17 protein-coding genes are annotated in these 16220 nt (G+C 48.7%); 5 read left to right on the forward strand and 12 right to left on the reverse strand.

Going from position 1 to position 16220, the window contains the following annotated elements:
* The first annotated feature begins 94 nt into the window (after positions 1-94).
* Complete coding sequence (locus tag DESAL_RS00910) at positions 95-664, forward strand: hypothetical protein (RefSeq protein WP_012765770.1); 570 nt, start codon at positions 95-97, stop codon at positions 662-664.
* Positions 665-672: 8 nt separating this feature from the next.
* Complete coding sequence (gene rnhA, locus DESAL_RS00915) at positions 673-1137, forward strand: ribonuclease HI (protein WP_012765771.1); 465 nt, start codon at positions 673-675, stop codon at positions 1135-1137.
* A 153-nt stretch (positions 1138-1290) separates the two neighbouring features.
* Here rnhA and DESAL_RS00920 read toward each other — a convergent pair whose 3' ends face one another.
* The 3 genes from DESAL_RS00920 to hisC form a co-directional block, all read right to left on the reverse strand.
* Positions 1291-2736: an HAD-IIB family hydrolase gene (locus tag DESAL_RS00920; protein ID WP_012765772.1), complete on the reverse strand. Its 1446-nt coding sequence runs from the start codon at positions 2734-2736 to the stop codon at positions 1291-1293.
* A gap of 342 nt (positions 2737-3078) precedes the next feature.
* Positions 3079-3750, reverse strand: a complete 672-nt coding sequence (gene cmk / locus DESAL_RS00925) for a (d)CMP kinase (RefSeq protein ID WP_012765773.1) — start codon at positions 3748-3750, stop codon at positions 3079-3081.
* Entirely contained in the window at positions 3750-4844 is a 1095-nt protein-coding gene (hisC, locus tag DESAL_RS00930) for a histidinol-phosphate transaminase (protein WP_012765774.1), read from the reverse strand. The genes cmk and hisC overlap by 1 nt, the downstream gene beginning before the upstream one ends.
* Before the next feature lie 663 nt (positions 4845-5507).
* On the opposite strand from hisC, the gene rsgA reads away from it, so the two are divergent.
* On the forward strand, positions 5508-6620 hold the full coding sequence (gene rsgA / locus DESAL_RS00935) for a ribosome small subunit-dependent GTPase A (protein ID WP_012765775.1): 1113 nt from the start codon (positions 5508-5510) through the stop codon (positions 6618-6620).
* Positions 6621-6725: 105 nt separating this feature from the next.
* Here the strand turns inward: rsgA and DESAL_RS00940 are convergent, their stop codons facing one another.
* Positions 6726-7166, reverse strand: coding sequence for a universal stress protein (locus tag DESAL_RS00940; protein ID WP_012765776.1), 441 nt, complete (start codon positions 7164-7166; stop codon positions 6726-6728).
* A 288-nt stretch (positions 7167-7454) separates the two neighbouring features.
* Between DESAL_RS00940 and DESAL_RS00945 the strand changes: the two genes are divergently transcribed.
* Complete coding sequence (locus DESAL_RS00945) at positions 7455-7943, forward strand: hypothetical protein (protein WP_012765777.1); 489 nt, start codon at positions 7455-7457, stop codon at positions 7941-7943.
* A 258-nt stretch (positions 7944-8201) separates the two neighbouring features.
* Here DESAL_RS00945 and dsrP read toward each other — a convergent pair whose 3' ends face one another.
* Genes dsrP through DESAL_RS00975 form a run of 6 tightly spaced genes read right to left on the reverse strand, consistent with a single transcriptional unit; the run spans position 8202 to position 13788 of the window.
* Entirely contained in the window at positions 8202-9374 is a 1173-nt protein-coding gene (dsrP, locus tag DESAL_RS00950) for a sulfate reduction electron transfer complex DsrMKJOP subunit DsrP (RefSeq protein WP_012765778.1), read from the reverse strand.
* Between the two features lie 14 nt (positions 9375-9388).
* Positions 9389-10168 (reverse strand): sulfate reduction electron transfer complex DsrMKJOP subunit DsrO, encoded by a 780-nt coding sequence (gene dsrO, locus DESAL_RS00955; protein WP_012765779.1) that lies wholly within the window; start codon positions 10166-10168, stop codon positions 9389-9391.
* Positions 10168-10545, reverse strand: a complete 378-nt coding sequence (dsrJ, locus tag DESAL_RS00960; RefSeq protein ID WP_012765780.1) for a sulfate reduction electron transfer complex DsrMKJOP subunit DsrJ — start codon at positions 10543-10545, stop codon at positions 10168-10170. Before dsrJ ends, dsrO begins: the two co-directional genes overlap by 1 nt.
* Before the next feature lie 3 nt (positions 10546-10548).
* Entirely contained in the window at positions 10549-12156 is a 1608-nt protein-coding gene (gene dsrK, locus DESAL_RS00965) for a sulfate reduction electron transfer complex DsrMKJOP subunit DsrK (protein ID WP_012765781.1), read from the reverse strand.
* Positions 12157-12214: 58 nt separating this feature from the next.
* A complete protein-coding gene (dsrM, locus tag DESAL_RS00970) occupies positions 12215-13210 on the reverse strand; it encodes a sulfate reduction electron transfer complex DsrMKJOP subunit DsrM (protein WP_012765782.1) in 996 nt (331 codons plus the stop codon).
* Between the two features lie 47 nt (positions 13211-13257).
* Positions 13258-13788 carry an RsbRD N-terminal domain-containing protein gene (locus DESAL_RS00975; RefSeq protein ID WP_012765783.1) on the reverse strand — a complete coding sequence of 177 codons (531 nt, stop codon included), beginning with the start codon at positions 13786-13788 and terminating at the stop codon, positions 13258-13260.
* 376 nt (positions 13789-14164) lie between these two features.
* Between DESAL_RS00975 and sfsA the strand changes: the two genes are divergently transcribed.
* Positions 14165-14884 (forward strand): DNA/RNA nuclease SfsA, encoded by a 720-nt coding sequence (gene sfsA, locus DESAL_RS00980; RefSeq protein ID WP_012765784.1) that lies wholly within the window; start codon positions 14165-14167, stop codon positions 14882-14884.
* 290 nt (positions 14885-15174) lie between these two features.
* Here the strand turns inward: sfsA and DESAL_RS00985 are convergent, their stop codons facing one another.
* Positions 15175-15678 carry an acyl-CoA thioesterase gene (locus DESAL_RS00985; protein ID WP_012765785.1) on the reverse strand — a complete coding sequence of 168 codons (504 nt, stop codon included), beginning with the start codon at positions 15676-15678 and terminating at the stop codon, positions 15175-15177.
* Between the two features lie 84 nt (positions 15679-15762).
* On the reverse strand, positions 15763-15999 hold the full coding sequence (locus tag DESAL_RS00990) for a hypothetical protein (RefSeq protein WP_012765786.1): 237 nt from the start codon (positions 15997-15999) through the stop codon (positions 15763-15765).
* Between the last annotated feature and the right edge of the window lie 221 nt (positions 16000-16220).

Genomic DNA, 16220 nt, shown 5'->3' on the forward strand with positions numbered 1-16220 from the left:
TGTTTTTACAGGAAAGCAAATACTTGCTACCATTAGAACTTGAAGGTAAGCCTTTTAATCTGATTTAAACACCAAGCAGAACAAGGTATAATCCATGGCATTGTTTATTAAGCCCCAAGGAAAAACCGGTACGGAAAAATTTTTCAGAATGATCGGGATGCTTATTATTCTCGGTCTTGTGGTTTACGCGTTTTGGATAAACAACCAGTCTACACTGGAAAAGATACAGGCCCGTAATGCCCTCTGGGATCAGGCCAAGGTTTTAGATAAATCGGAGCGGGATTTCATTCAGGGCTTCATCAGGAGCATGCGTGCAGAGTTCGGAGTAAAAGCCCGTATCCAAATAATACTCGACCCAATCTCCGCGCAAGAAGTTGATCCCAAGGAATTGTTGATCGTAATCTCACCGCCCACTCAGGATGTGGGGATGCATTTTCCCGGTCTTGTAAGGCATGCCTTGGGTAACGGATTTATTTCCGAGCTGGAAAACAAGCATTTTGAAAACCATTATTCTGATGATGAATGGCCTGCATCACTCATGACTTGCCTTTCCATGATCTGGGAACGGCTGGTCAATGTTGATTCAAACCAGTCTGTTCCTAAGGTTTACACTGATGGGAACAGCAGTATGCCTGATCCTGAATCATCAGCCCACAAGGAATAAAAGAATTAATGTCCAAGAAGAAACTTACCATTTATACAGACGGCTCCTGCCTCGGTAATCCCGGCAAAGGCGGCTACGGTGCCGTTCTCCTGTTCAATGAGCACCGTAAGGAGCTTTCACAGGGATACAAAAAGACCACCAATAACCGCATGGAAATGCGGGCGGTAATCGCAGCTCTGACTGAACTCAAAGAACCCTGCGAAGTCACTCTCTATACAGATTCACAGTACGTTAAGAACGCCTTTACCAAGAAGTGGATCGACAACTGGCAGAAGAATGGCTGGAAGACCGCCGCTAAGAAGCCGGTCAAAAACAAGGATCTCTGGTTGCAGTTCATTCCCTTGCTGGAGAAGCACGATGTGACTTTTCGTTGGGTTAAAGGGCATGCCGGTGATCCCGAAAACGAACGCTGCGATGATCTGGCCCGTACTGCCGCATCATCCGGCGATCTGATCGTAGACGAAGGTGCTTAAGTCTCCAGTCCTTTAGAGATCGTAGTTTTAGTTTCCCATATAGCTTTAAAAATGATCCGACTAAAAAGCCCGCAATATCTTTAGGTATTGCGGGCTTTTTAGTCGTTAAGTTCAATTGAGCGCTAGGTGCTGCTACCGGATCGCTAAATAGTGCTAATTGTAGTTTGCTATCCAGTTATGGGGGATAGACCAGCAACCGTTCTGTGCTGAATCAACTAGGGCATCCAGCAGGCGTGCAACTCCGTAGTCGTCACAAGCGGGAATATGCAGGTCTGCTGCGGGCAGTGCTTCGGGTGCTGCGTTGGCTACAACGGCACTTAAACCTACGTGACCGAACATGGTCAGGTCGTTCTCGCTATCACCGATAGCAATGGAGTTGAGGTCGGACCAGCCAGCTTCTTTCATGATCTGCATCATTGCGGAATGTTTACCGTGTCCTGCCGGGCCGATTTCAAGGAAATCTTCAGCAGTGCGGACGCAGCTCATGCCGTATTTCTCCGCAAGGTTGCGGACCATATTGCATTGTTCGGTCTGGTCGCGGTGAGAAAAGGTAAGGATCTTGATGGCGCTCTTGTCTCCCGGAGTAGGTCCGGTCTGGGGCAGGGTTTCACCTACCATGACAAAGTCATTGAGCTCTTTGGGAGTCAGTTCAGCGCGGGTCCAGATGCCGTCACTTACATAAGTGGCGTAGTTGACGTTTGCTTCAAGCAGCGCGTCTTCGATGGCTTTGAACGGGGTAACTGTTTCGCCGAAAACCTCAAGCTTACCATTGCGCACGATGACTGAACCGTTAACCCCCGCATGTGGAGTCTGCTCGCCTACACTGCTGATCAGGTGCGGTACGCTTATCATATGTTTTCCGGTTATGAGCGAGAAGCGTCCACCAGCTGTGGTGTAGCGGTTGATCGCATTGAGTGTCCTGCGGTCAATTGTTTCACCCGGTTTGATCAGGGTGTTGTCGATGTCGCAGAAAATCCATGGAAGAGTCTTACCCTGTGCGCAGGCAATAGTTCTGGTAAAGTCCTGCTGGTTCTGGCGGGAGTAAGGCAGAGTCTTGCGTGCGATGGACGGCGGTATGGAATCAAGGCCGAATCTGCTTTCAAGTTCAACAATGCGTTGACCAAACGAATATGATTCTCCCAAAGGCGAGGTTCTGAAATCGCAGTACGCAACAGCCTTGTAAATGGGGCAATCATAGTTCGGACCGGGAAATTGAGAATATATTTCCTTTATTTCAGGCATGCTCTCAATTTCAATTGGAGTGCTGGAGTGCCATAGCACAGCCATAATCAGGTCTTCCGGTGCATTGCAGTGAGCAAGGTAGGCCGCTCCGTCAAGGGGATGAAATCCGGTCTTCTTTAGCTTTTCGGAATAGCCGACATCATGGAAAAGGGCAGCGGTTACGACTTTTTCCGCAGTCTCGGCATCGTAATCCATCTGGGCAGCCAGTCTATGGGCAGTTTTGCAGGCCTGACGCATATGGGCCAGTCTGGTTGAGTCAGCCGGAAAAAAAGAAGCCGCCAGCTCGTCAGTGAGGTTCTCAGATACTGGACCAAGCGGTTCAGGAAAAATATTTTTAAGAATGGAAGATATGTTCACGGAAAGCTCCGTTTGGGTATATTCTGCCTCCGGCGTCCCTGCCGGGGGCCTTAAAACCTTTTGCAAAAGGGTTTAAGAATCCCAAAAAATTTTAGTTATTTAAAATTATATAGTTGCAGTATAGTTTTGCGTTAAAAAAACGGCGAAGCCCTAATGAATATTTTTGAAGAGTCCAGAGAAACTTTTTTAAAAGTTTCTTTGGCCCCCGGAGGGCCGCCGGAGGCATATGAATTCGTAATTATTGCGACTGTAAAGTCAAGCGACATTTGGGTCGCTAAAAGATGAAGGCCGCTGGGAAAAACTTCCAAGCGGCCTAAAATATTCGTATTTGCGTTTTCGTTTTTAATTAACTTTTTTTTCGGTTTCGAAAACAAGCTTATCGAAAACACCGTTGATATCAAGATGAGTGGTGTCCACGATGATAGAATCTTCGGCGGGCTTGAGCGGAGCTACCTTGCGGTTACGGTCCTGATCGTCGCGAGCGGCGATTTGCTCAATCAGCTCTGCCATATCTGCGGGCTTGCCCATGTCCTTGAGCTGTTCGAACCTTCGGTGGGCGCGTTCTTCAAGATCGGCATCAAGGAAGAATTTGCAGGGGGCCTGAGGGAAAATAACCGTACCCATGTCTCTTCCTTCGGCAATGAGTGAAGTTGTCTCGCCGATGGCACGCTGGGCGATTTTCTGATATTCGCGCACTGCCGGTATTTTAGCCATATTGGAAGCCCACATGCCTACTGTTTCGGTGCGGATTTCATCGGTCAGATGAGTTCCGTTCAGGCTCAGAGTGGAATTGGAACCGCTGCCGGAGAGGGTGAATTCAAGTCCCTTAAGTGCTTGATCAAGCTTGTCTGCATCCCAGTCCCAAGCTCCTTCACCCAGCTTCCATGCTGTTCCGCGGAACATTGCTCCGGTATCGAGATATGCTATCTCAAAGCGGTCGGCCAGACGCTTGGCGAGGGTGGATTTACCCACACCGGCGGGGCCGTCCAAAGTTATAATAAAAGGTGTGTCCATTAAAGGACCTCCTTAAGTGTTTCTAAGAATACTTTGTTTTCGTGGTCAGTTCCCATATTAACCCGGATGTACTCGCCAAGACCGAAGCTCTTCAGCGGGCGGACAATTATGCCTCGTTTGAGGAGTTCCTCAAACACTTCCATGGCATCGCGTGTGGGTTTGAACATAATGAAGTTGGCTTGGGAATCAAGCACTTCGCAGCCCATTTTGCGGATTTCTGTGGTGAAAAGTTCACGTCCGCGCAGGACTACGTCCATGGTGGTATTGAAAAATGCTTCGTCTTCCAGCACAGCAATTGCTGCTTCTTCAGCCAGCAGGTTCACGGTAAAGGGCGCACGGGCGCTCTTGATGTACTCTGCCAGCTGCTTGCTCATGATGCCGTATCCGATGCGGAGGCCTGCCAGACCGTATGCTTTGGAGAAAGTACGGGTCAGCACAATGTTGGGGTATTCTTCCAGCAGGGGGCGCATGTCGTATTTATCAGCTGGGCGGGCAAATTCAATGTATGCTTCATCGATGACCAGCAGGGTCTGTTCTGGGATGGAAGCTGCCATTTCACGCACTTCATCAACTGTAACAGCCAGCCCGGTAGGGTTGTCAGGGGAAGTCAGAAAGACAAGAGCTGTTTTATCGCTGACAGCGGCGGTCAGAGCCTTGAGAGGCTGCTTGTGGCCTTCCTCGCGGGGAATCTGGCGGAAATTTACTGCACAAAGATGGGACATGAGTCGATACATGCTGAAGCATGATTCGTAGGTAATGACTTCGTCCTGTCCGGGATTGGCCTTGATGCGTACCAGGAGGTCGAGGACTTCATCGGAACCGTTGCCGCTGATGATCTGTTCTTCGGAAACACCGGTGCGTTTGGCAATGGCAGCATTCAAGCGCGGGTTGCCGTTATGAGGGTAGCGGAAAACAGAGGGCGCATGACGGTTAATGGCTTTCTGGGCCATGGGAGATGCACCCAACGGGTTTTCGTTGCTTGCGAGTTTGATGACGGTGTCGAGACCGTATTTCTCTTTGATTTCCTCGATGGTCAGGCCCGGTGCGTAGGGCTTTGAATCCATCATATCAGAACGGACTTTGATGGCGGACATGCTGGAATCCTCGATAGATGTGATTGATTATGATGCGCTGCGCGCTTTTAGAATAAAATGATGCCTTCGGTGTCCCTGCCGTGAGTTCTCTGAAAGCCAAGGGAACAAGATTTTTTGGAATCCCGATCAGACTTCGCTCTCAGCCCAATTAAAACAGGGGACAATTTAAAAGGAAAGTCCGGTTTTATTAGTTTGGAACGGAGAATTTGTCAAAAAATACTGTTATTGACAGACTATCATCATGCAAGTACTGATTTTGCTTGTTTATGCATGTTTTTTTAAGGAGATTTTATGTTTATGAGATCATTAGAGAATGCACTGCAAGTTACCGACAAAAGGTAGCAAGCTGGTAGCAGAATGATCTGGTTCTGCCTTGGCAGAACATTCCTATTCTATCCAAGGGACATTTCTGTTTCCTTTCCGGCTTACGCCGTACCGGAACTCTGATTTGAGTTCCGCCTCTATTGCTGTACCCAATTTTTGTCGGTGACATACCATAATCTGTGATTCATGACCCATATGTATCATTCAGGTTGTTGGACAAGTGCGTTTTATTGAATTTGTCCGCCCAACAGATACATTCAAGTGAACATTTCTGAGTCGTGGCGGTTTAGCAAATGCAGAATCGTTATGTTTCAGTTTATTAATAAATGGTAACACCAAATGATGAATATTTTAAAATTGGCAGAAAGCTTATCAAATCAAACAAAACTCAAAGCAATGGGCTGGTCCGACTTCTTTCAGGAAAAAGTCTCTGGCGCTGATATCCCGGCAAGGGTCGTAAGCGTGAACAAAGATATCTTTCTGGTGAGTCAGGGAGTTGATGATGCACAGGTCAGACTTTCAGGAAAAGTACGCCATAAATCAGGCACGGATTCTGAAAATTTGTTTCCTGTTATCGGCGATTGGGTGCTTTTACGGGATGCTGTAATCGATAAGGTTCTACCCAGACGCAATGCTCTCTCGCGCGGAGCTGCTGGGGGACGCGGTAAAAGTCATGGCGCTGCTATGAAAGAGCAGGTTATGGCTGCCAATCTGGATACGGTGTTCATTGTTTGCGGTTTGGACCGCGATTACAATGTCCGGCGTATCGAGCGTTATCTGACTTTGGTTTATAATTGCAATTTATCACCGGTAGTCGTCCTGACAAAGGCTGATTTACATGAAGACCCCCTTGAGTGTGTGGACGAGGTAGAATCTGTTGCTTTCGGCGTTCCTGTGCATCTCGTTTCTGCTGATGACGAAAGCGGGGTTTTGGAGCTGGAGCAATACTTGTCCTCGGGCAAGACCGCTACCATGATAGGTTCCTCCGGAGCTGGTAAATCTACACTCTTGAACCGCTTGTACGGCAACTCAGTGCAGCAGACAGGAGCTGTCAGCCAGAGTGTGGGCAAAGGCAGGCATACCACAACAGGACGTGATATGATTGCCATGCCGCAAGGAGGTTCTTTGATTGATAATCCGGGTATTCGTGAAATTGCGTTCTACTCTGAAGACGGAGGAGTCGAAAGCTCCTTTGCTGATATAGAGGATTATGCCCGCTATTGCAGGTTTTCAGATTGCGATCACTTGAACGATCCCGGCTGCAACGTGCTGCAAGCCGTAGAGAACGGTGATCTTTCTACGGAAAGACTGGAAAGCTATCGCAAAATGAAGCGAGAGCTAGATTATATCTCACAGCGACAGCACAAAACTGCCGACCGCATCGAAAAAGAGCGCTGGCGCGATGTCGCTATGAAGATCAAAGTCGTTAATAAAAATTGGAAAAGGAGATAGACAAACCAAGCCCCCCGTTCATGGCTAAACGGGGGGCTTTTTGAGGTTAGTGAGGTCGACCTTTAGATCGGGGTGATGACCTTAAGGTCCGTTATAAGGTTATTCCTAGGAGGGTCTGACAGTCAAAACAGGGCTCTTGGCGGACTTAACCACCTTTTCAGCTACAGAACCGAACAGGATGCGGTCGATTCCGGCTCGTCCATGGGTACCCATGACGATCATGTCTGCATTTTCGCTTTCAGCAATAGCGAGGATTTCTTCAGCTGCATAACCGGTAACAACCTTACCGTTTGCAGTTACATCCTTGAAATTCTCAGTGATGAAAGTTTCCATTGTGGAGTCAGCACCAGTTACGATTTCACCTACGAAATTTTCAATGGAGCTGGGGGGTACATGGAAACCCACGTATTGATCCAGTGACGGAGCCACGTAAAGGCAGATGATATCTGCTCCCAGAGTCTTAGCCAGGGTGCTAGCGTATTCTGCTACAACGGGGCTGTGATCCGAAAAGTCCACTGCACAGAGTATCTTCTTGATTTCAGCCATATGCTACCTCCATAATTCAAGGTTTGTGCATGGAAAGAAAGTGCATTTCTAAAATTTCTTACTTCAAATAATATCTGATTATTACCGACATGGACAAGCTTTTTCTTATACTTTATCCTGCAGGAGGAAAAAAAGTCTTGCTGCGATTGAAAATGAGTAGAAAGGGGCAGTTTTTTCCGAGTCTATAAGAAATGTAAAGTAAGTAAAATCAGCCTATTGTCCTAAAGTCTAGACTTTGGCAAGGTCATTGCATACCCAAGGGTGAAACCAAAGGCTGAGGAGTATAATATGAAGATAAGTCCTGAACAGATTGAAGCCTTAAAGCTGCAACAGCAGCAGGAAAACAAGGCAAAGAAGGTTGACGGGGCAGCGTTCGGCGAATTCCTTAATCAGGAAGTTCAGCAGGGTGCAGCGCAGAAAAACAGCGCAGCATCAGCACCGCCGGTGCCGGGTCTTCAGGTCAATCCCCTGCTGCAGGTGCAGCAGGCCGCTCAAGTTCAGCAGACCGCTCAGGTCAGCGAAAGTGAGTTTGTCGGCAAGGTGGAAGACCTTTTCGGAAAGCTTGAAAGTTATGCCCAGCAACTCGGTTCCTCTGGTGAGGGCGGGTTGAAGCAGGCCTATTCGACTCTTGAAGGTATTCAAGGTGGAGTTGAGTCCCTCAAGAAGGATTGGCCCGGTGTGCAAAGCGAGAACCCGGAACTCGGTTCCATAGTATCCGAACTGGAAACCGTAGCCGTGACCGAACAGATCAAATTTAACCGGGGAGATTACGTATAGTCGCTCATACGTAATCCCCCTGCGTAAGTTCTTTCTTACGCAAGAAAGCCGCTCATCTTTATGGATGTGCGGCTTTTTAATGTGTCAAAATCGATAACTGCCCAGCTCGCTGTTCGATAGATGACGGCAGCATTTGAAACGCCTTTACAGATTGATAGTATTTATCGGTTCAAGACTAACTGGATTTTCGAAGCCAATAAAGAAGCCCCCTGCCTCGTAAGAAGCGGGGGGCTTTCAAGTTCGGTAATCCGTCAGTGACTAGTCTTCAGTAGTCAGCTGGCCGGTTTCGCGCTTAACGTCTGTGGCAATCTTGTAAAGGAATGTCAGAGTCAGCGCGCCGAGTGCGTAAACCATGAATGAAATCATGAGCTCTTTACCGGTGGGCCAGTAAACAGTGACTTCATTGAAGGGGTTCGGTGTGAAACCACCGATCAGCAGGCCGAGACCCTTATCAATCCAGGTTGCGATAACGAGGATAGCGAGGGACCAGGGCAGCAGCTTCTGGTTGTAACGCAGTTTGGGCGGAATGAGCAGCGCGAGGCTAAGAATAGCAAAGGTTGCTGCAGTCCACATCCAGGGCACGAGCTCGGTATGGCCGTGTTCACCTGCGAACAGGTAGACCAGAGAGTGCATGTGTCCGGGCATATTGGAGTAGAATGCGGTGAATACTTCAAGCAGGAAGAAGAAGACGTTCACGCACATTGCGTAAGTGATAATAGTTGTGAGAGTTCCGATTGCGCCTTTGCCGGGCTCGTACTTGGTGATCTTGCGCACGAGGAAAACCACGAGCAGCAGGATAGCAGGACCGGAGCAGAACGCAGATGCCAGGAAGCGGGCAGCCAGGATGGCGGTGAGCCAGTAGTGGCGGCCGGGCAGACCGGCATACAGGAACGCGGTAACGGTGTGGATGGAGAATGCCCATACGATGGAGGTGTATACCAGAGGCTTAACCCATTTAGGATGGGATACGCGCTGGCGGTCACACTCAAGGCAGGTCCAGCCGATTACAACGTTCAGGATCAGATATCCGTTCAGAACGATCATATCCCAGAAGAGGATAGAGTTCGGAGTCGGATGGAAGATGATGTTCAGCATACGCTGGGGCTGTCCAATGTCGACGATGATGAAACCGAGACACATGACAACGGCAGCGATAGCCATGAATTCACCCATAATTACCATGCCTTTGAACTTCTTGTAATGATGGAAGTAGTAAGGCAGTACGATCATAACACCGGATGCAGCGAGACCGACAAGGTAGGTGAACTGTGCAATATAGAAACCCCAGGAAACATCACGGTTAAGACCGGTGATGGTCATCCCTTCCTGAAGCTGAGTCAGATATGTGCAGAAACCGGCACCGATAATGAGCAGCAGGAAACCAATCCAAGCCCAGTATTTCGGTCCGCCTTTAAAAGCTTTTTCGAGCATATCAGGCTTCCCCCCTAAATGATGTAGTAAACGCCGGGCTCAGTGCCTGCGGTCGGTTTTCTACGGATGGTGAAGTTCTCACGCAGGGCCTTTCTCACGTTGGAGTTGGGATCCTGCAGATCGCCGAAGATGATCGCGCCAGCGGATTTTTCCACACATGCAGGCATTTCTCCTACAGCGAGACGCTCAACACAGAAGTTGCATTTTTCAACTACGCCGCGCATGCGAGTGGGGAACTTCTCATTGATCTTGTCCATATCCATGTGGAGTCTGGGATCACTGAAGTTAAAGCTACGTGCGCCGTAGGGGCAACCAGTCATACAATAACGGCAGCCGATGCAGCGGTGGTAGTCCATGGCAACGATGCCGTCAGGGCGCTTGAAAGTCGCCTTGGTGGGGCAAACGCGTACACATGAAGGAGACTCGCAATGGTTGCAGAGTAAGGGGAATCTGTGTGTTTCTTGAGCTTCAGAAGGAAAGTTATTCACCTGTTCAGGGAATACTTCACCGTAAGTACCGGACCACAACCACTTGATTTCCTCATCGGAGTCGATTTTGGGAACGTTGTGGAAGTGGTGGCATGCTTCAGCCAGAGATTCAATTGCTTCTTCAGTATTAATTTTGCGGGTGTCAATTACCATCGCCCAGCGCTTAGCATGGATGGCATTGTCGTTCACTGCTGCGTGAGCTCCACCGCTGGGTCCACCGGATGCCATAACGGCGGTGGGTGCGATGCAGAGTCCGGCAGCGGAAAGGCCTGCAAACTTAAGGAAGTTTCTTCTACTCTGTTTCATTATTTAGCCTCCTTGGGAGGTACGTGGCAATCCCAGCAGTAGGGAGTTACACTCGCATCAACGTGGCACTTGTCGCAGAACTGTTCCTTGCTGGTGTGGCACTGCATACAGGTGTTCTGAAGGCTGATGGTGTATTTATCGCCTTTAGCACTGATGTAGGTTCTTTTGCCTTCGCGAAGAGCCATATCTCTCCACTCGTCAAGAAGCTTCATGTGGTTCTCACGCATGTTCTGGGTGGGAGCAACACAGATTTTAGCATTCTTGGGCAGTTCTACCTTGGGCTCTTCATAGCTTCCGCCGATGTTGAACCAGAAAGGCATGGACACCAGGCCGAGGAAGATAACCAGTCCGGTTATAATTTTTCCACCGTAGTGCATGATTTAACCCTCCTTCCCGGGCAGAGGATTGAAACGAAGGTCTGTTTCCCTTTCTTTTTCGCCGTCAAGGATGAGAGCGTTACCAACCAGTTCGTGAACACCGCAGACGTCTACGCCGGGTGCCCAGTAGTTGGCCAGGGGAAGCAGGGTTGCACGGTCGATAGCGCAGATGCAGGAAAGCATGTTTACATCGTGCTCTTCCTGAACGGCTTTCAGTGCGTTACCGCGAGGCAGACCGCCGCGCATACGGATTTCCATGATTTCGTCAGTGTTAAGGCCGGAACCGCCAGCGCAGCAGAATGTTTGCTCACGGATGGTCTGTTCGGGCATTTCAAAGAAGTTTTTAACAACGTTCTTAATGACGTAACGAGGCTCATCCATGAGGCCCATGGCGCGAGCAGGGTTACAGGAATCGTGGAAGGTTGCACGGATATGGTCGTTTCTGCTGGGATCAAGCTTCAGTTTGTTGTGCTTGAGCAGGTCAGCAGTAAACTCAGTGATGTGAACCATCTTGGTCTGGCGTGCGTTTTCGAACACGGTACCGGTGATGGGGTTCACGGGAACTTCAAGGTTGTTCGCCGGACCGTTCATGGTATCCATGTACTGGTTGATAACACGCCACATGTGCCCGCACTCACCGCCGAGAATCCATTTTGCTCCGAGGCGATCCGCTTCGGCGTACATCTTAGCGTTCAGTTTCTTCATCATATCAGCAGAGGTGAAGAGACCGAAGTTACCGCCTTCAGATGCGTAGGTGGACAGGGTGTAGTCAAGACCGATGTGATCGAACAGCATCAGGTAACCCATGAAGGTATAGATGCCGGGATCAGCGAAAACGTCACCGGAAGGAGTGATGAAGATAACTTCATGACCCTTTTCGTTGATGGGTACGTTCAGGCGTTTACCGGTTATTTCTTCGATATCGTCAACCATGAAGTCAACGATGTCTTTGAATGCGTGGGGCTGGATACCGAGGTGGTTACCTGTACGGTTACAGTTGGAAACCGGCTCGAGAATCCAGTTGATGTTCACACCGCAGAGGTGCAGCAGTTCACGTGCCATCATGGTGATTTCCGCTGTGTCGATACCGTAAGGGCAGAACAGGGAACAACGACGGCACTCTGTGCACTGGTAGAAGTAAATGAACCATTCTTTGAGAACATCTTCGGTCATAACCCTGGACCCGGTGAGGGTGCTGAGGATTTTACCGGCCATGGTGAAGTCCTTGCGGTAGATGGAACGCATAAGTTCCGCACGCAGGACGGGCATGTTCTTGGGATCACCGGAACCGATGAAGAAGTGGCATTTGTCTGCACAAGCACCACAGCGAACACAGATGTCCATGAATACTTTCAGTGAACGATACTTATCGAGTCTTTCCTTGAAACCTTCGTGAACGATGTCCTGCCAGTTTTCAGGAAGTTTCCAGTCAACGTCCTCGGGAGACCACTCGCGGGGGTTGGGGAAACCAAGATACTCGAGTTTTTCCGCTTTTGCGGGATAACACCAGTTGCCCGGAGAAGTATCTACCGGGGTGTCCATCCACCCAGTGGACGGCGGTGTATAATTAATGCTTTTAAAAAGCTCATCAGCTTTTGGGAGGTCAGCCATGTCAACTCCTCATCAAAAGATATTTAAGGTCTGTCCGGCATAGGTCTTATAAGACGCTCTATGCCTTTTTTTCCACCGGGAGACCCGCTTCAATCATTGCTTCCCTGAACTCATCTTCATAAGCCTCATAGCTGTGGGGCTTGATGTTAGGATCGTTCCAGGGGTTCTCGTGATGGTTGATACGGGTATCGTTGGGCATGTTCCTTGTGGGAGACAGGAATACGCCGCCCGCATGCATCAGCTTACTAAAGGGGAAGTAAACCAGCAGCACACACACGAGGAAGAGGTGGATGTAGAACACCACGCTCACACCTGCGGGAATAACGGGGCTGAAGGTTACAAGACCCATAGTCAGCTTCTTGATGGCCATAATGTCTACGTGCTCAAAGTAGCGCATGTAGATGCCGGAAAGGGCGATGCCGATGATGAGAAGCAGCGGGAAGTAGTCGGTTACCAGAGAGATGTAACGCAGTTTGGGATCCTGAAGTCTGCGGCTGAGCAGGAAGCCGAGGCCGGCAAGAATCAGGAGGTCTGACATGTACAGTCTGGGTACGCCGAGCTGCATGATACCGTCGATCATTTCCACGAAGCCGATGCAAGCAGGCACGGGTTCGAAGAAGAGTCTCATGTGCCTGATCACGATGAGCAGGAATGAGTAGTGGAAGAGCAGGGAAAACAGCCACAAAAATTTAGATGAGGCGTAAGTTACTCTTCCGTCCCTGAGTTCTACTTTGGTGTTCCTGAAGAGGGAACGAAAGCAACAGATCTCAAGAACCATACGGATAAAAGTTTGACCCGGGGTCACGGGGTTGTCAAAGCGGTCATGCTGGATAAAATCCAGAGACTTCTGCTGTCCGCCCGTGGTCGGGATACGGAAAGGAACCGGGCTTTTTGCCCAGCCGATAATCCGGTTGGCAAAGCCTACCAGAAATACGGCAACTGCTACATACGGTAACAGAGTGCCGAACAGTCCTGCCATGTGTGCTGTACCTACTCCGAAGAGTGCGATGAGCACCAGGGCAAAAACTAAAACGAGTGAGTACAAAGCGTTCATCTACCTTCACCTCGCTTATACGTTTGGCTTCCTTGGGAAGCCGGCCACTACACCTGTCCGGCCCCTTTGGCCGAAGCGTCCTCGATTTTGTTGACCCGCCGAAGGAGCATATGATGAGATCTTTTGACCTCTTCAATTCTCATTTGCGCAATCAAATCCCTATTCTTGGTATAGATGTCGAACGCGATAAGTCCCAGATTGTCTATCCGGGCCTCAAACGCGAGCAACTCATCAAGTTTGCCTTCTTTTTTCAGTTCCTCCATGAACTCGTCTCTCAGGAGTTTCTTGAAAAGGAAGACAAAGCTTAAAGCTTTGGATGGTGCAAAATCCTGAACCGTTCTGATTTTGATCAGTTCCTCAAGGGACTTTGCAAGATCGTCGGCACTTTTCCATTCAAGGATGAGGTCAAAAAGTTCGCCGGTGACCTTCTTGATGGTGACCCCGACAGGATTGGTAAACTGGTCTTTGTTCGATCTCCAAACTTCCTGTGTTTCCTTAGGATAGGAAGAAAGAACCAGATCATACCACTTAGCTGTAAGGTCTTCTTTTCTTTCCGACAATTTTTGTACAAGACTCATGTTTATTACCTGTATTGTAAACAATAATAAATATCAGGCCGATGCACTTTTTTTATGCATGGTCCGAAAATAGAGTTTGGCTAGGAAAATAAGCCAAAAATGTGAATTCTGTCACACTGTGACTAACAGGACGATATTCCAGATACCCAGTGATTCGTCAAGGGGTTTTAGGTCTTAGTCGGGCTATCAGATGGTATGAAAATCATTGTCAAACTAGGCATTTCAGCTTCATATTGTGGGGCTTTGCCGTGGATTGTGATTACTCAACCTTCCTCTATACGGGAAGCAACCCTCTTTGATACTTAGCTTTGTTGATGCTAGTGAAAAAGTCCACCGTTGCGGTGTAGATCTCATCAGGTGCTCAAAGGAATGTAAAATGTCAGAACCGTTAATTTTTTATCCGCAAGGTTGCTGTCGGGCAATTTTTATACGCCGTTACAAACGCTTCACAGTAGAAGCGATGCTTGATGGTGAGGTTGTCGGCGTCCATACGAACAATACCGGGTCCATGCTTGGGCTGTTGCGTGAAGGTCAGGAAATTTATATCTCCCCGGCCCAGAATCCTAATCGAAAGCTTAAGTGGACTCTCGAGGCGGTCATGCCGTTCGGGGAAATGATCGGTGTTAATACCTCGGTGCCAAACAAAATGTTGCAACTGGCTTTTGAAGCAGGGCAGTTACCTGAAGCTGGCGGGTATACAGCTATCAAACGCGAGGCCAAAGTGGGCAACAGCCGTCTTGACGGACTGTTCACAGATGATTCCGGCAAACTTCCCAAGCTTTGGGTGGAATGCAAGAACGTTACGCTTGTTGAGGATGACATTGCCTGCTTTCCGGATGCTCAGACTGAGCGCGGTCGCAAGCATCTGGTCGAGCTTATGGATCTTGCTGCAAAAGGAGATCGTGTCGCCTTATTCTTTTTTGTGCAACGCACTGACGGTAGTTGTTTCGGTCCCGCAGATTTTATTGATCCTGAGTACGCGGAGTTGTTTTACAAAGCCCTCGATGCTGGAGTTAAGTGCTGGGCATACGAAGCTGTTTTAAGTGAGCGGGGTATAGGAATCGGGCGGAAATTGCCGCTTGCCGCTTGTCGATAGGTTTTTAACCGTAGAGATAAAAACGTGGAAAGCCCCTGCATGCGAACGTTCGCATGCAGGGGCTTTCCGGCCTTGATGGTGTTGAAATAGGGCGAGGCGTCCGGCACGGACCGGGTTAATCCGGACCGGACGCCCTAGGAGCAGGATGCCGAAATTTTTAGCCGGGAGGGTGGAGCTCCCGGCCAGAAACCAGACTCGGAGTAGCTTGCAATCTGATGGTAGATGCAATCAGCACGGATTCGGCTGACTTCGGACGTAATCCGCACTATTCGAGCTGTGAATGATGAGATTTATTCCTTGCTCCCGTTCTGTGCTGCTGATGCGGTTTCCCGTATCCTTTCTTCTTTGCGCACAGCCCGTCGTTCCATGGCCTCTCTGTTGCGCCTGTGGTCCACACCGGTTTCTAAAAGCAGTGGTGGAACCGGGGAAGGTTTGCCGTTTTCCCCCATGGCAACAAATGTAAGATAGGCAGAGTTGGTATGCCTTATCTCACCGGTTAAAAGATTTTCAGCTTCAACCCGGACCCCGATTTCCATAGAGGTCCTACCCACCATATTCACATTTGCATGAAGGTTGATGAGTTCCCCTACATAAGCAGGACGGAGAAAATTCATGCGGTCGATGGATGCAGTTACCACCGGCTTGCGCGCGTGGCGCATGGCACAGGTAGCGGCTACCAGGTCCAGTTGTTTAAGCAGAACTCCGCCATGCAGATTCCCCGCCGGGTTGGTGTCCTGCGGCAGAACTCTGTAGGTCATTAAGGTTCTGCTTTCGCTGATTCTTTTAGGTTTCATAATGGCAACCCTGATCTATTCTGTTGTTTGCTGATGTCATTGTGTAATACAATTGTATAGCTTTTAGTATTACAGAGATAAAATCTATTTGATTTTACCATACTCGACTCTGGCTTCCCATATCATTTTGGCAATTCTCTTTCCTAAATCCAACTGCCTTGTCTTGATCAGGGCTTCCGCTGCTTCGCGGTTGCCTTCTTGCTTCAGCAAAGTGGCAGACTCCAAGTCTCTGAGATAGTTCTCAAATTCCCGGATCAGCTTGGAAAGATTAAGAGTTTCCAGCTCTAAGGGAACTCGTACTGATTTAACTTTTCTGCTCATTTTGCCTGTTTTTACCTGTTGTGTTTGAGTCGGATATTACCGGTAAAAAGACAAATGTCAATACATTTGTAATACAAATAGAAACTAATTAAAACTTGTAGTGAATAGATTTTAGAAATTTCCTTGAACGTAAATTGATTATTATTTGTTGTACAAATGTAATACGAAAGTAATCAAAAAAATATCTTAATGGTAATAGAGCTGAAAAACAGCAGGTTGAA

It is taken from the genome of Maridesulfovibrio salexigens DSM 2638 (genome assembly GCF_000023445.1).
Taxonomy (GTDB): domain Bacteria; phylum Desulfobacterota; class Desulfovibrionia; order Desulfovibrionales; family Desulfovibrionaceae; genus Maridesulfovibrio; species Maridesulfovibrio salexigens.

Excerpts from the sequence above, each read along its gene's own strand:
- DESAL_RS00910 (WP_012765770.1), top strand. The coding sequence starts at position 95 with ATGGCATTGTTTATTAAGCCCCAAGGAAAAACCGGTACGGAAAAATTT.
- rnhA (WP_012765771.1), top strand. The coding sequence starts at position 673 with ATGTCCAAGAAGAAACTTACCATTTATACAGACGGCTCCTGCCTCGGT.
- cmk (WP_012765773.1), bottom strand. The coding sequence starts at position 3,750 with ATGGACACACCTTTTATTATAACTTTGGACGGCCCCGCCGGTGTGGGT.
- hisC (WP_012765774.1), bottom strand. The coding sequence starts at position 4,844 with ATGTCCGCCATCAAAGTCCGTTCTGATATGATGGATTCAAAGCCCTAC.
- rsgA (WP_012765775.1), top strand. The coding sequence starts at position 5,508 with ATGATGAATATTTTAAAATTGGCAGAAAGCTTATCAAATCAAACAAAA.
- DESAL_RS00940 (WP_012765776.1), bottom strand. The coding sequence starts at position 7,166 with ATGGCTGAAATCAAGAAGATACTCTGTGCAGTGGACTTTTCGGATCAC.
- DESAL_RS00945 (WP_012765777.1), top strand. The coding sequence starts at position 7,455 with ATGAAGATAAGTCCTGAACAGATTGAAGCCTTAAAGCTGCAACAGCAG.
- dsrP (WP_012765778.1), bottom strand. The coding sequence starts at position 9,374 with ATGCTCGAAAAAGCTTTTAAAGGCGGACCGAAATACTGGGCTTGGATT.
- dsrO (WP_012765779.1), bottom strand. The coding sequence starts at position 10,168 with ATGAAACAGAGTAGAAGAAACTTCCTTAAGTTTGCAGGCCTTTCCGCT.
- dsrJ (WP_012765780.1), bottom strand. The coding sequence starts at position 10,545 with ATGCACTACGGTGGAAAAATTATAACCGGACTGGTTATCTTCCTCGGC.
- dsrK (WP_012765781.1), bottom strand. The coding sequence starts at position 12,156 with ATGGCTGACCTCCCAAAAGCTGATGAGCTTTTTAAAAGCATTAATTAT.
- dsrM (WP_012765782.1), bottom strand. The coding sequence starts at position 13,210 with ATGAACGCTTTGTACTCACTCGTTTTAGTTTTTGCCCTGGTGCTCATC.
- DESAL_RS00975 (WP_012765783.1), bottom strand. The coding sequence starts at position 13,788 with ATGAGTCTTGTACAAAAATTGTCGGAAAGAAAAGAAGACCTTACAGCT.
- sfsA (WP_012765784.1), top strand. The coding sequence starts at position 14,165 with ATGTCAGAACCGTTAATTTTTTATCCGCAAGGTTGCTGTCGGGCAATT.
- DESAL_RS00985 (WP_012765785.1), bottom strand. The coding sequence starts at position 15,678 with ATGAAACCTAAAAGAATCAGCGAAAGCAGAACCTTAATGACCTACAGA.
- DESAL_RS00990 (WP_012765786.1), bottom strand. The coding sequence starts at position 15,999 with ATGAGCAGAAAAGTTAAATCAGTACGAGTTCCCTTAGAGCTGGAAACT.